This window comes from Sagittula sp. S175, assembly GCF_049800975.1.
Lineage (GTDB): Bacteria > Pseudomonadota > Alphaproteobacteria > Rhodobacterales > Rhodobacteraceae > Sagittula.
The window spans coordinates 197671-211770 of record NZ_JBNAGB010000008.1 but is presented as its reverse complement, the minus strand read 5'-3'; the positions used below and the strand labels follow the sequence as shown (position 1 = coordinate 211770).

At 65.1% G+C, this 14100-nt stretch carries 10 protein-coding genes and 1 tRNA gene; 6 read left to right on the top strand and 5 right to left on the bottom strand.

The features are described 5' to 3' along the window. Positions 1 to 44: 44 nt before the first annotated feature. Together ACP16H_RS12830 and ACP16H_RS12825 are read right to left on the bottom strand one after the other, a co-directional pair. Positions 45 to 254 carry a hypothetical protein gene (locus ACP16H_RS12830; RefSeq protein WP_425072697.1) on the bottom strand — a complete coding sequence of 70 codons (210 nt, stop codon included), beginning with the start codon at positions 252 to 254 and terminating at the stop codon, positions 45 to 47. Positions 255 to 783: 529 nt separating this feature from the next. Continuing rightward, positions 784 to 873, bottom strand: a tRNA-Ser gene (locus ACP16H_RS12825). Between the two features lie 224 nt (positions 874 to 1097). Here ACP16H_RS12825 and ACP16H_RS12820 point away from each other — a divergent pair. Next, a complete protein-coding gene (locus ACP16H_RS12820; protein WP_425072696.1) occupies positions 1098 to 2042 on the top strand; it encodes an SPOR domain-containing protein in 945 nt (314 codons plus the stop codon). A gap of 112 nt (positions 2043 to 2154) precedes the next feature. On the opposite strand, the gene ACP16H_RS12815 is transcribed toward ACP16H_RS12820, so the two are convergent. Next, entirely contained in the window at positions 2155 to 3720 is a 1566-nt protein-coding gene (locus ACP16H_RS12815) for a sensor histidine kinase (protein WP_425072695.1), read from the bottom strand. Positions 3721 to 3985: 265 nt separating this feature from the next. Here ACP16H_RS12815 and ACP16H_RS12810 point away from each other — a divergent pair, with 265 nt between their 5' ends. The 3 genes from ACP16H_RS12810 to ACP16H_RS12800 are packed head-to-tail and all read left to right on the top strand — an operon-like array spanning position 3986 to position 6940. Continuing rightward, on the top strand, positions 3986 to 5179 hold the full coding sequence (locus ACP16H_RS12810) for a D-alanyl-D-alanine carboxypeptidase family protein (protein WP_425072694.1): 1194 nt from the start codon (positions 3986 to 3988) through the stop codon (positions 5177 to 5179). Then, complete coding sequence (gene tmk, locus ACP16H_RS12805) at positions 5176 to 5805, top strand: dTMP kinase (protein ID WP_425072693.1); 630 nt, start codon at positions 5176 to 5178, stop codon at positions 5803 to 5805. Before ACP16H_RS12810 ends, tmk begins: the two co-directional genes overlap by 4 nt. Further along, positions 5798 to 6940, top strand: a complete 1143-nt coding sequence (locus ACP16H_RS12800) for a DNA polymerase III subunit delta' (protein ID WP_425072692.1) — start codon at positions 5798 to 5800, stop codon at positions 6938 to 6940. The genes tmk and ACP16H_RS12800 overlap by 8 nt, the downstream gene beginning before the upstream one ends. Before the next feature lie 83 nt (positions 6941 to 7023). Here ACP16H_RS12800 and ACP16H_RS12795 read toward each other — a convergent pair whose 3' ends face one another. Then, positions 7024 to 8082, bottom strand: coding sequence for an Mrp/NBP35 family ATP-binding protein (locus tag ACP16H_RS12795; protein ID WP_425072691.1), 1059 nt, complete (start codon positions 8080 to 8082; stop codon positions 7024 to 7026). Between the two features lie 245 nt (positions 8083 to 8327). Here ACP16H_RS12795 and ACP16H_RS12790 point away from each other — a divergent pair, with 245 nt between their 5' ends. Next, the gene (locus ACP16H_RS12790) at positions 8328 to 8543 is read left to right on the top strand and encodes a DUF1127 domain-containing protein (protein WP_425072690.1); all 216 of its coding nucleotides are present in this window, start codon (positions 8328 to 8330) and stop codon (positions 8541 to 8543) included. Positions 8544 to 9217: 674 nt separating this feature from the next. After that, positions 9218 to 12439 carry a valine--tRNA ligase gene (locus tag ACP16H_RS12785; RefSeq protein WP_425072689.1) on the top strand — a complete coding sequence of 1074 codons (3222 nt, stop codon included), beginning with the start codon at positions 9218 to 9220 and terminating at the stop codon, positions 12437 to 12439. A 159-nt stretch (positions 12440 to 12598) separates the two neighbouring features. Here the strand turns inward: ACP16H_RS12785 and ACP16H_RS12780 are convergent, their stop codons facing one another. Further along, positions 12599 to 14047 carry a TrkH family potassium uptake protein gene (locus ACP16H_RS12780; protein ID WP_425072688.1) on the bottom strand — a complete coding sequence of 483 codons (1449 nt, stop codon included), beginning with the start codon at positions 14045 to 14047 and terminating at the stop codon, positions 12599 to 12601. Between the last annotated feature and the right edge of the window lie 53 nt (positions 14048 to 14100).

Sequence of the window (14100 nt, the reverse complement as noted above, 5' to 3'; positions counted from 1 at the left end):
CCCCGAATCCCCCCGGAGCAAACGTTGCTGGCGAAGCCTAGGGCTCAGCAGGTTGCCTTGGTCCAAGAGCACGTCGCCTTGGTCCAGGAGCAGGTTGCCTTGGTCCAGGAGCAGGTCGCTTTGGTCCAGGATGCGGCAGCCTGAACGCCCTGAGTTTTCGACACGGGGGTCGAGATACGCAGGGTCTTCAGAGCGCCGTCGGTGCCCGCGCGGATGACGCGGACAGGCTTCGCTTCAACGGAAGTGGTCGTCATGATCAGTTCTCACCTATTTAACACACGTTTAGCGGTATACGTTACCGCAGCGTCAGCCTTATTAACGAATCGTTAAGGTTGCAAGACACCGCATGATGCAATCTTGAGATTCATTTTACGCCTTTTGAGGGAGTCCATATTTTATTGACATCCTATAGCGATAAATGGGTGATGAAATTTCAGTCACAGTTAACGATTGGCTGAAAATCTTCGGTCTCGACGCCAATCGCGAAACATGTGTCCGCCTGTCGCTGCGCGGACGGAGGCACCTGAGCGTGGATCGGAAAAAAGGGCAGCATCCTTGCTCAGCGTCAGTCCGTCGAGGATCGCATGGACCGGATGCAGTGGATGCCCCGTTCCACGGCAAGACTTCACCACGACCTTTACGCAACGGCTGGTCTTGGCTTTGTCACGCAAATCGTGGTGTGCGCTACTCCCGGTCTCTTTGGACCTGTCACCTTTCAGCGCCGCCCCGAAGAGATATCACCAAGCATCTGATTTTATAAAAATAAACTCACACCCAGTGGGCTGGCGGAGGCTCAGGGATTCGAACCCTGGGGACGCTCTCACGCCCAACGGTTTTCAAGACCGCCGCAATCGACCACTCTGCCAAACCTCCGGTCGGGGCACTCCTAGCGCCCCGTTTGCGATTCTGAAAGCACTCCCACAGGGGTTTTTCCGCGCACCCGCGTTTGCAGGCTTCCCATGACGCACGCAAAACGTTAATCTCACTGACAAAACGGGCCGTCAGAGCCCATCCCGAGGCAGCAAAACCAAGATCATGACCGGAAAATCCGGCGTGGCGCCGTCCATGATGCGGCAAAAGAAGGCAAGAGGCACGAGATGAGCGGTAAATTTCCCAAAGGCAGGATTCTGCGCGCCCCCCTGTTCCTGGGCGCCCTGATGATGTTGTCGGCCTGCGCCGACGGCCAGATGCCGGGGTTCCTCCAGCCAAAAGGCGAAGGCGAGGAAGTCACCCGCGCCGCCAGTGGGTTGGGCAGCGCCCGCACCACGGAACGCGATGTCGAAGCGCCCGAAATCTTCAATGCCAAGGAAGCCGGTCTTTGGGACGGCCGCCCCTCGCTGGGCGGGGTCTGGGTCGCACATCCCGACGTCAAGGAACCCGAACGCGCCATCATCCGCAACACGGCGAACGGCCAATACGTGATCGGCGCATTGTTCCGCAAGGAACGCGCAACCCCCGGCCCGCGCCTGCAGGTGTCTTCGGATGCCGCGGCGGCGCTCGGCATGCTGGCCGGTGCGCCGGCGAACCTTGATGTCGTGGCGCTCCGCCGTGAGGAAGTGGCCGTCGCGCCCGAAGCCGCGGCCATGCCGAGTGACGAGATGCCGGTCGGCGACATGGCGACGACCGCCCTGCCCGCCTCGCCCGAGGTAAGCGAGGGCACGCTGGATCCGGTGCTCGACGGCGCGGCCAAGGCGCTGGCTCCCGCCGCCCCCGCCCCGGCTGCCGCGTCCAAGCCCGTGCAGACAGCAGCCCTTGCACCGGTAGCCGCCGCTCCGAAGCCCGCGGCACCGAAACCCGCCTCCTCGAAGCTGGCGAAACCCTACCTGCAGATCGGCATCTTCTCGGTCGAGCAGAATGCCCGCAACACCGCGACCGCCATGCGGCAAGTGGGCCTTGTGCCGACGGTCAAGCCCGGCAACTCCAAGGACAAGCCCTTCTGGCGCGTCGTCGTGGGCCCTGCCCAGACCGCCGAGGAACGCGCCACGCTGCTCAAGACGATCAAGGGCAACGGTTTCGAGGACGCCTACGCCGTCACCGACTGACCCCGTCCGCGTCACGACCAGTTCGCAATCGAAAAGCCGCGCCCGGATCCTCCGGCGCGGCTTTTTCCTTCGCTGTCAGCTGCCCGGAGGTCCGGCAACAATAACCTGACTGTCACGCAGACCGCATTGCCAGCGGCAGGGTAAACCAAAAGGTCGTCCCCTCGCCTCGCAGGCTGGTGTAGGTGATCCGCCCCCCGTAAGTCTCCACCGTCTTGCGCACGATCGCGAGCCCCGCGCCGGTGCCGCCGCCAAAGGCCTCCGCACCGGAAAGACGCGTGAAGATGCGAAACGGCCAGTCCGGATCGCTGGCGTCGATGCCGATGCCATTATCCTCCACACTGAACACATCCTCCCAGATCTTGCCCGCGACCTCGGCCTGGTCGTGAAAGCGGATTCTGGCGATTGGCTTCCCGGAGTTGTTGTATTTCAGTGCATTCGTCACAAGGTTGCGAAAGATGCTTTGCACCGCCGACAGGTTGGCGTGCAGCGGCGGCAAATCCGTTTCGATCACGACCCTTCCAAAGCGTTCGTTCAGGAACTCCCGCATATCGTCCTGCAAATCCCCCAACATCTCGATCAGATCGATCACCTCTCCGACCTCGGCGTTGTGCCCGATGCGAGAGTAGGCCAGCACGTCTTCCATCAAGGCCTCGACCCGGCGGCACAGGTCCGAAATCCTGATGGCCCGTTTCTCGACAGTGGGCGACAGGGGTTCACGCCGCATGAAGGCCGCGTTGATCGAAATGCCGCGGATCGGCTCCTGCAAATCATGCGACACGATGTAGGCAAAATCCTCCAGCGCCCGGTTGACGTGCCGCAATTCCGCGTTGGCCTCGGCCAGGGCGCTGCGTGCCAACTGCACGTCCGACATGTCCCGATTGGTCTCCAGCACCACGGTCTGGCCCTCCAGCCGCAGCAACTGCTGACGCGAGGTGACGTCGACGCGCCTCCCCGCTCTGGTGCGCTGTACCAGCGACCCGGTCCACTCCGGCGCCGCGTCGAGGTTCGCCCGGATCTGTGCCCAACGCGCCTTGTCCGTATACAGCACATCGCCGACGTCTTGCCCGATCACCTCGATGCGCCGATGCCCGTACAGCAGTTCAGCGCCACGGTTCCAACTGAGGATCTTGCCGGTCTCATCGTAGGTCAGGATCGCGTCATGGCTCTGGTCGATCAGCCGCGCGCGCAGTTCCGCTTCGCGCATGGCTTCAAGGGCGTCCTGCGTGCGCTCCACTTCCTCGCGGGCACGCATTGCCGCCGTCAGGTCGTTATGCGCGCCAAGCATCCGGATGGCCTTGCCCTGGGCATCGCGCAGCGCGATCCCCCGGCAACGCACCCAGACCGTCGATCCATTCACATGACGATAGCGCACGATCTGGTCATAGGGATGGGAAGGGTCGGCGACATGTTTCTGAAAGTTGTCCACCGCGACGGCCAGATCGTCGGCAAAGATGATGTCCTGCCACTCCGCCGGATCATGCCGCTTGGTTGCGGGGTCGATGCCGAAAAGCCGCCAGAACTCCGGGCTCATCCACTCGTTTTCGGGCTTCTCCAGATCCCAGTACCACAGCCCGTCCAGCGACCCTTTCTGAAGAAAGTCCCACATGCTGAGGTCATGCTGCATCCGGTCTTCCAACTCGGCCTGCAGGTAGTTCTTCTCACCGTCGCCGGTCGTCATGTCGAAACCGTTCCCCCGCATGTCCGGGCAAGCTTCGCACGGCGGCGACGGGGTTAGCAATGCCGCAACGCAGGGTATAATCGGCACGAAGCTGGGCACTCTCTGACGGATCGTCCACGAAATGCGGCGCAAACTGTATGAAATCAGTTCCACGTGATCGTCATGCCAACGCCCCGGCGATCTCTCGCCTGTGCCGGGTGACACCTGCCGCCACTTGAGCGATAAACGTAAACGAGCAGAATCGACATGGACCAGAGGCTTCGCAATGACCCGCACCATGACCAGCATCCCCCGCCTTCTGGCGTCCGCCGCCCTCATGGCGCTGATGGCCACCGGAGCACAGGCCTTCGACACAAAGGCCCGCGCGGCCTTTGTCGTGGATATGACCACCGGCACCGTTCTTCTGAACAAGAATGCCGACGAGGCACTGCCGCCTGCCTCCATGTCCAAGCTCATGACGCTGTATATCGCCTTCGAGGCGATCCGCGATGGTCGCCTGACGCTGGAGGAACGCCTGCCCGTGTCCCAGCATGCCATGTCCTACGGCGGCTCCACCATGTTCCTGAACACGCAGGACCGTGTCGCCGTCTCCGACCTGCTGCGCGGCGTGATTGTCCTTTCCGGCAATGACGCCTGCGCCGTTCTGGCCGAGGCGCTGTCTCCGGACGGCACCGAGCAGGGTTTTGCCCGCCTGATGACCCAGCGCGCGCAGCAGTTGGGCATGACCTCCTCGTCCTTCAAGAACGCGTCGGGCTGGCCCGCGGCTGGCCATGTCATGTCCATGCGCGACCTGACGCTGCTCGCGACCCATATCATCAAGGACTTCCCCGAATTCTACCCGATCTTCTCCGAGAGGAAGTTCGAATTCGACGGTCGCGCGCCCTCCAATGTGACGAACCGCAACCCGCTTCTGTCGCTGAACATTGGCGCCGACGGGCTGAAGACCGGCCATACCCAGGAAGCGGGCTACGGTCTCGTCGGCTCCGCCAAGAACGACGAACGCCGGGTGATCTTTGCCATCACCGGCCTCGACAGTTCCGCCGACCGGGCCGAACAGTCCGAGGCCATCGTCAACTGGGCCTTCCGCCAGTTCGCCGAACAGACCATCGTCAAGCAGGGCCAGCCGATCACGCAGGCCGAACTCTGGCTCGGAGCCGAGGAGGCCGTGGATCTCGTCTCCGAAAAGGACATCACCCTGCTGCTGCCGACCATGACGGCGGGCGGCGTTCAGGCCGAGGTCGTCTACACCGGCCCGATCGAGGCCCCGGTGCGCAAGGGCCAGCGCCTTGCCGAACTCATCATCCAGCCCGAGGGCCTGCCGGAAACCCGCGTGCCCCTCGTCGCCGCCAAGGACGTGGACGCGGGCGGCTTCGTCGACCGCATGATGACCGTTTCTGCCGTGCTCCTGAAGCGCTTCGCCACCCAGCCCGCCCCTGCAGAGGCGCAAGAGGCCTCGTGACGACCGGACTGTTTCTTTCCTTCGAGGGCATCGACGGCTCGGGCAAGTCGACCCAGGCCCGCATGCTGGCCGACCGCCTGCGCGCCGAGGGCCGCGACGTGATCCTGACCCGCGAACCGGGCGGCAGTCCGGGGGCCGAGGAAATCCGCGCGCTGGTCTTGCAGGGCGACCCGGACCGCTGGTCGCCGGAAACCGAGCTTCTGCTTTTTACCGCCGCGCGTCGAGACCACCTGGAACGCACCATCCGCCCCGCGCTGGCCGCCGGAAAGGTCGTGATCTGCGACCGCTTCGCCGACAGCACCCGCATGTATCAGGGCCGCCAAGGCCTGCGCGCCACCGTGGACCAGTTGCATGACCTCATGATCGGCACGGAACCGCACCTGACGATCCTCATCGACATGGACCCCGTTGCCGCCCTTGGCCGCGCCAAGGCCCGTGCCACCGTCGAGGAGCGCTTCGAGGACTTCGGCCTCGACCTGCAACAACAGATGCGCGCGGACTTCCTTGCCTTGTCGCGGGAGTTTTCCGCACGAATCCGCGTCATCGACGGCAATCGCGCGCCGGAAACGGTCGCTGACGATGTTTACGCCACGGCCATCCGACAACTGGACCACGCCCATGGCTGAGACCGAAGCCCCGGAACCAGACCGCATCGACGGTGCCCCGCATCCACGGGAAACACTGCATCTTTTCGGGCAGAAACAGGCCGAACAGGACTTCCTGACGGCCTACAACGCCGACCGCCTGCACCACGCCTGGCTCATCACCGGCCCGCGCGGCACCGGCAAGGCGACGCTCGCCTGGCGCATCGCCCGCTTCCTGCTGGCCACCCCGCCCGCCGATGACGGCGGCCTCTTCGGCGCACCTCCGCCCCCCGTTACGCTGGACGTCGACCCGGACCACCCGGTCTCCCGCCGCCTCGTCGCGCGCTCGGAACCCGGCCTCTTCCTGCTGCGTCGTGGCGGCGCGGGCAGCACCGATTCCGAGCGGCAGAAGAACTACGAGGACGGCAAGTTCTCCGACCTCATCCGCGTGGACGAGGTCCGCAAGCTGGCGCATTTCTTCTCCATGTCCTCCGCAGACGGCGGCCGCCGCGTGGTCATCGTCGACGCCGCGGACGAGATGAACCCGCAGGCCGCAAATGCGCTCCTGAAGATGCTCGAGGAACCGCCCGCCCGCGCCACCCTCCTGCTCATCAGCCATCAACCCGCCCGCCTGCTCCCCACGATCAAGAGCCGCTGCCGCACCCTGCGCGTGGACGCCCTCGATCACGACGACATGGCCGCCGCCCTGCAACAGGCCCAGATCGACATTCCGCCCGCCGAGGCGGAAGCGCTCAACATGCTGGCCGAAGGCTCCGTCGGCACCGCCATCCGCCTGCACCAGCAGGACGGCCTCGCCCTCTACCGCCAGATCCTCAACGTGCTGGGCACCCTGCCCCGCCTCGACCGCAGCGCCCTGCTGACCCTCGCCGACAGCTGCGCCGCCAGGGGCCGCGAGGACCGACTCGCCCTGACCCTCACCCTCACCGACCGTATCGCCGCACGCCTCGCGCGCACCGGAGTCATGGGCCATCCGCCTGCCGAGATCGTCCCCGGCGAGGCGCAAACCCTCAGCCGCCTCTCCCCCGACCCGGCCCATGGTCGCGCCTGGGCGCAGGCGATTCAGGACGCAGGCGACCGCGCCCGCCACGCCCGAGCGGTGAACATCGACCCAGCCATGGTGATCACCGACCTCTTCCTGCATCTGCAGGCCGCTTGAACAAAAAGCAAAGGGCCGGACAAACGGCCCGGCCCCTGCTTCTTCTTGGTCCAAATACTCGACAACGCAACGCAGCCGCGCGCTCAGACGATGCCGCCTTGGATCAACCGGTCCGCCAGTGCCGCATAGGCCTGCGACATGCTGCTCTCGCTCAGCGCCACCGGGACGCCTGCGTCCCCCGCCATCCGCGTTTCCAGATCAATCGGCAGCTGCGCCAAGAGGGGCACGCCCAGCCGCTCAGCCTCGGCCTGCACTCCGCCCTGCCCAAAGATATGGCTGTCCTTGCCGCAATGCGGACAGGTGAACACGGCCATGTTCTCGATCAGCCCCAGCACGGGCACCTTCAATGTCATGAAGGCATCGAGCGCCTTCTTGGCGTCGATCAGCGCCACGTCCTGCGGCGTCGACACCACGATGGCCCCGGCCAGCGGCGCCTTCTGGCCCAGCGTCAACTGCACGTCGCCCGTGCCCGGCGGCAGGTCGATCAGCAGCACGTCCAGCTCGCCCCAGTTCACCTGCATCATCATTTGTTGCAACGCACCCATCAGCATCGGCCCGCGCCAGATCACCGCCTTGTCCTCGGGCAGCATCGCGCCCACCGACATCAGCGTCACGCCATGCGCGTGCAGCGGCTCGATCATCTTGCCATCGGGCGAGGCCGGACGTTTCGACGTCCCGAACATGCGCGGCTGCGACGGCCCGTGTATGTCCGCATCCAGCAAGCCGACCTTCTTGCCCGCCCGCGCCAGCGCCACCGCGAGATTCGACGACACGGTGGATTTCCCCACACCGCCCTTGCCCGATCCGATGGCGATCATGGTCTTCACCCCGGCCGGGCGCATGGGCTCCGCCTGAGGTTTCATGTGCCCGCCCATCTTCAGCGAGGGCGCGGGCGGAGCGGAATGCGCGGTTACCGCCACGCTGACCGTAGTGACTCCCGGCAGGGACAGCAGCGATTCCTCCGCCGCCTTGCGCACGGGTTCCATGGCGCGGGCGACCTCGGCATCGGGCGCTTCGATGACGAAACGCACCGCGCCACCGTCCACCGTCAGCGCGCGGATCATGTCTTCGGACACCAGAGTCCCGCCGCCCGGGATCTTTACGCGCGCCAATATTGATTCGACTTCCGTCTTTACGTCCACCACTGCTCCTGCCTTTCCGAAATTCCCCTTAACGGTCTAATTGCCCTTAGGTTCGCACAACTTAGACCGTCCATTTCGCACAATTTCCGTGCCAATACCTGCATATCCCCGTCATCTTCCATGCACTTGCTGCATGGCAGCATTGCCGATGCGGTCATTGTGCAGTCGCAGCATTTGCTCCATCTTTGGATCAACGGCGGCGCTAACAGCCGCGAACGACACAGCAGCCAATGAGGCACGGAACCATGGCACACGCAACCGAGTTCAACACGCAGTCCCAACCCGCACTGGGCGGCTTCTCCGGCCTGGTCGCAGCGTTCAACGCACGCCGCGCCCGCCGCAAGGTTTTCAACCAGACCTTCCGCGAGCTGTCGGCCCTGTCGAACCGCGACCTGGCGGACTTGGGTCTGAGCCGCGGTGAAATCCGCCGCGTCGCCTACCAGGCGGCCAACGAGATCTGAATACGGACCGGGGCACTCCTCCTCCCGCCCCTTCCGTTCTAGGCGGTGCATCCTCTCCTCCTCCCTGGATGCACCGCCACGAAATACCGCCCCGATCGGGGCAGACATGCCGGACCCCTCTCCTCCTCCCTGGGGTTTCCGACATCAGCGACGGTGCCTCTCCTCCTCCCTGGCACCGTCGCGCACCAGACAACGGCCCCCGATGGGCCAGACATGCCGAGCCCCTCTCCTCCCTGGGGCCTCGACATCAGAGACGGCGCCTCTCCTCCTCCCTGGCGCCGTCTCGACCAGATACCGGCCTCCCGATGAGGCCAGACATGCCGGACCCCTCTCCTCCTCCCTGGGGTTTCCGACATCAGCGACGGTGCCTCTCCTCCTCCCTGGCACCGTCGCGCTTCAGATACGGTTCGAGGCCCCTCTCCTCCTCCCTGGGGCGCTCGTTTACTTGGCCCGCGATGTTCATCATCGCGGGCTACTTTCATTCCAGGTTTCATTCCAAGGCAGGCGCATCCGCAGGATGCCCCCCCTTGCGCAGGGATCGCCGGGGTGGGCGGGCCGCCTTTGCCCGGCACGGGCAAACAGGTACGCGCCCCGGTCCCCGCCAAAGCCCTCCACACCCTTCCCCTTCCCGCCCCCTTTCGCTAAGGACGATCCAAACGAAAGAGGTCCCGATCATGCCGCTGGAAAAGACATTCAATGCCGCCGAGGCCGAACCGCGCCTCACGCAGACATGGCTCGACGCCAAGGCTTTTGCCGCAGGGGCGAACAAGTCGCGCGACGAGAGCTTCACCATCATGCTGCCGCCGCCCAACGTCACCGGCGCACTGCACGTGGGCCACGCCTTCAACCACACCCTGATGGACATCCTCACCCGCTGGCACCGCATGCGCGGCTTCGACACGCTCTGGCAGCCGGGACAGGACCACGCGGGCATCGCGACCCAGCTTCAGGTCGAGAAAAAGCTGAAGGCCGAGAAGGGCCTGAAGCGCACCGACATGAGCCGCGCCGACTTCCTCGGCCACGTCTGGGACTGGAAAACGCAATACGGCAACACGATCATCGAGCAGATGCACCGCCTGGGCAGCAGCTGCGACTGGGACCGGAACGCCTTCACCATGTCCGGCGCCCCCGGTGCCCCCGAGACCGACGCCAAGGGCAACTTCCACGATGCCGTGATCAAGGTCTTCGTCGACATGTACGACAAGGGCCTGATCTATCGCGGCAAGCGCCTCGTGAACTGGGACCCGCATTTCGAAACCGCCATCTCCGATCTCGAGGTCGAGAACGTCGAGGTCGCGGGCCACATGTGGCACTTCAAGTACCCGCTGGCGAATGGCGTGACCTACACCTACGAGGAGAAGGACGAGGACGGGACCGTCATCTTCTCCGAAGAACGCGATTACATCTCCATCGCCACCACCCGCCCCGAGACCATGCTGGGTGACGGGGCCGTGGCCGTGCATCCGTCCGATGAACGTTATGCGCCGATCGTGGGCAAGCTCTGCGAAATCCCCGTGGGGCCGAAGGAACACCGCCGCCTGATCCCGATCATCACCGACGAATACCCGGACCCGACCTTCGGCTCCGGCGCGGTGAAGATCACCGGCGCACATGACTTCAACGACTACCAGGTGGCCAAGCGCGGCGGCATCCCCATGTACCGCCTGATGGACGTGCGCGGTGCGATGCGCGCGGACGGCGCGCCCTACGCCGAGGCGGCGCAGATCGCCATGGAGGTTGCGCAGGGCAAGCGTACCCTGACCGAGGCCGAGACCGACCTCGTGAACCTCGTCCCCGACGACCTGCGCGGCCTCGACCGCATGGAGGCGCGCGCCAAGGTGGTCGAACAGATCGTCGCCGACGGCCTCGCCGTGATGACCGAGGCCACCGACCCGCGCCTCGGCGCCGCTGCGGTGAAGGCGCCGCTGGAACCCTCCGAGGGTGGCGAGATGCGCACCGAGGAGGACCAGCTTGTGCCCCTGATCGAGGCCAAGCCGATCATGCAGCCCTTCGGCGACCGCTCCAAGGTGGTGATCGAGCCGATGCTCACCGACCAGTGGTTCGTGGATGCGGAAAAGGTCGTGGGCCCGGCGCTCGACGCCGTGCGCTCCGGCCGCATCAAGATCATGCCCGAGAGCGGCGAGAAGACCTATTACCACTGGCTCGAGAACATCGAACCCTGGTGCATCTCGCGCCAGCTGTGGTGGGGCCACCAGATCCCCGTGTGGTACATCCCCGGCGAGGAAGACTGGTTCCCGGTCTGCGCCGCGACCGAGGAAGAGGCCATCGCCAAGGCCCTCGCCATGTCGCCCGAGGGCACGGAGTTCCGCGTCGTAGCCGACGCCTTCGAGGCGGGTGAAGTGCTCAAAGGCGTGCGCGACGCGCTGGACGTGGGCGACGAGGGCACCATCCGCACCTTTGACGCCCCCATGCAGCTGCCGATCTTCCGCGATCCGGACGTGCTGGATACGTGGTTCTCGTCGGGCCTCTGGCCCATCGGCACGTTGGGCTGGCCCGAGGACACGCCCGAGATGCAGAAGTACTTCCCCACGGATGTGCTCATCACCGGGTCGGACATCCTGTTCTTCTGGGTCGCGCGCATGATCATGATGCAACTGGCCGTGGTGGACGAGATCCCCTTCCACACCGTCTACCTGCACCAGCTCGTCCGCGACGAGAAGGGCAAGAAGATGTCCAAGACCACCGGCAACGTCATCGACCCGCTGGAAGTGGTGAACGAATACGGCGCTGACGCGCTGCGCTTCAACAATGCCTCGATGGCCTCCATCGGCGGCGTGCTGAAGATGTCCATGGACCGCATCGCGGGCTACCGCAACTTCGGCACAAAGCTGTGGAACGCCTGCCGCTTTGCCGAAATGAACGATGTGTTCACCCACCACGAGACCGCCAATGACGGTGCCTGGGTCGTCCCGGCGCAGCAGACGGTGAACAAGTGGATCATCGGCGAAACCGCCCGCGTGCGCGAGGCGGTGGATGCCGCGCTGACCGAATACCGCTTCAACGACGCGGCCAGCGCGCTTTATGCCTTTGTCTGGGGCAAGGTCTGCGACTGGTACGTGGAATTCTCCAAGCCGCTGTTCGCGTCCCAGGACGAGGGCGTCGTGGGCGAGACCCGTCGCACCATGGCCTGGGTTCTGGACCAGTGCCTCATCATGCTGCACCCGATCATGCCCTTCATCACCGAAGAGCTCTGGGGCACGCTGGGCACGCGCCAGACGCTGCTGGTTCACGCCGCATGGCCGGTCTACGACGCCTCGGTGGCCGACGCCGCTGCCGACCGCGAGATGTCCTGGGTGATCGGCCTGATCGAGGGGGTGCGTTCCGCCCGCGCCCAGATGCATGTGCCGGCGGGTCTGTACGTGCCGATGCTGGTCACGGGCCTTGGCGACGAGGAACGCGGCGCTTGGGAGCGTAACGAAGTGCTGATCAAGCGCCTCGCCCGCATCGAGGGCCTGACAGAGGTCGAGGCCTTCCCCAAGGGCTGCGTGACGATCCCCGTGGGCGCGGCGACCTTTGGCCTGCCGCTGGCGGACATCATCGACGTGGCCGAGGAAAAGGCGCGGCTGGAGAAGACCTTGGGCAAGCTCGCCAAGGAGCTGGGCGGCCTGCGCGGCCGTCTGAACAACCCCAAGTTCATCGAATCGGCCCCCGACGAGGTGGTCGAGGAGGCCCGCGCCAACCTCGCCGAGCGCGAGAGCGACGAGACCAAGCTGAAGGACGCGGGGGGGGGCGGGGCGGTTTGGGGTGTGGGGTTGTTATTCGGGGGGTGGGGGGCCGCTGACGCGGCCCGACCCGCGCGCGCCCTGCGGGCGCGCGCCAATTGTTCATCTCATGCCCTTGGGATTGCCACCGCGACACCTCAGCGGCCAAGGTGAACGCGCCGTTTACGCGATCGGGCCTCTGTCCAGACAAGCAAACTATGGTTTGTCGTGCTTCGCACGACAGGTGGGGGCTCTGCCCCCACACCCCCGAGGGTATTTGGATCAAGATGAAGGAGAAGGGCGGCTCTGTGGTGATATGTGTTACTTTGCGCGTCAGCCGCGCCAGAAGCGTACTGTGAACAGGGCGTAGACGGCGAGGACTTCGAGGCGGCCCACCAGCATCGCGAAGGAGAGCACCCATTTCGCAGGGTCCGACAGGCCAGCGAAGTTGCCCGCCGGGCCGATCTGGTCCCCCAGCCCCGGGCCGATGTTGCCAAGTGCCGTGGCCGCGCCGGAGACCGCGGTGATGAAGTCCAGCCCCATCATGCCCAGCACCACGGAGAACAATCCCAGCGAGACCACGAAGAAGACGAAGAAGCTCATGACCGAGCTCAGGACGTCCTGCCCCACCGGGCGGCCGTCGTAGCGCGGCACGAAGACGCCATGCGGCGAACGGATGCGCCGCAGCTGGACCTTCACCGAGGCAAACAGCAGCTGGTAGCGGAAGATCTTGACCGAGCAGGCGGTCGAGCCGGCGCAGCCTCCGATCAGGCCGATGAAGAAGAACAGCGCGATCAGGAAGTTGCCCCAGCCCATGTAGTCGACCGAGGCATAGCCCGTCCCCGAGATGATCGAGGAGATGTTGAACAGCGCCTCGCGCACGGCCTGTTCGGGGTGGTGCGGGAAGATCCACAGCAGCGTGATGGAGGTCACCAGCACCAGCATGGCGATGGTGCCAAGGAAGGCGCGGACCTGGCTGTCGCGCAGCAGTGCCGTCTCGTTGCCGTTCAGCATCTGGACGTAGCGCACGAAGGGCAGTGCCGCGAGAATCATGAAAACCGAGGCCACGTATTCCGCGGGACCCGAGAACGTGCCGAAGCTGGCGTCGTAATTGGCGAAACCGCCCGTGGATACGGTGGTCATGGCGTGCACCGTGGCGTCGAAGGCGTTCATCCCCGTGACGATGTAGCAGACCGCGCAGATCAGCGTGAGCGAGATGTAGATGGTCGAGATGGAGGACGAGATCTGCGTGGCGCGGGGCAGGATCTTGCCCATGGTGTCAAAGGCTTCGGAACGGAAGATCTGCATGCCGCCGACCCGCAGTTCAGGCAGGAAAACCATGGCCACCACGATGATTCCCACCCCGCCCAGCCATTGCAGCAGCCCGCGCCACAAGAGCAAGCCCTTGGGCAGGGTGTCCAGTCCGGAGAAGACCGTGGAGCCTGTGGTGGTCATGCCCGACATCGCCTCGAAATAGGCGTCGGTGTAGCTGGCATCCGTCGCGCCAAAGACGAAGGGCAGCGCGCCGAACACCGGCAGTGCCACCCAGACGCCCGTGGTCAGCAGGAAGGTCTGTTGCAGCGTCAGCCCCTCGCCCACCGCGTTGGAGCAGGCCAGCGCCACCAGCCCGCCCGCGAGGATCGTGATGATGCCGCTTTCGAGGAAGACATGCCATTCGCCCCGGCCCTCGGCGAGGTCCACCAGCATCGGCAGCATCATGCATCCGCCCAGGGCGGCGACCAGCAGGCCGATGACATAGGCGACGGGACGGATATCGAACATGAGGCCGAGCCTTGGCGGCGCGGCCCGGTGCTGTCAAGCGATCATGCGGCAGG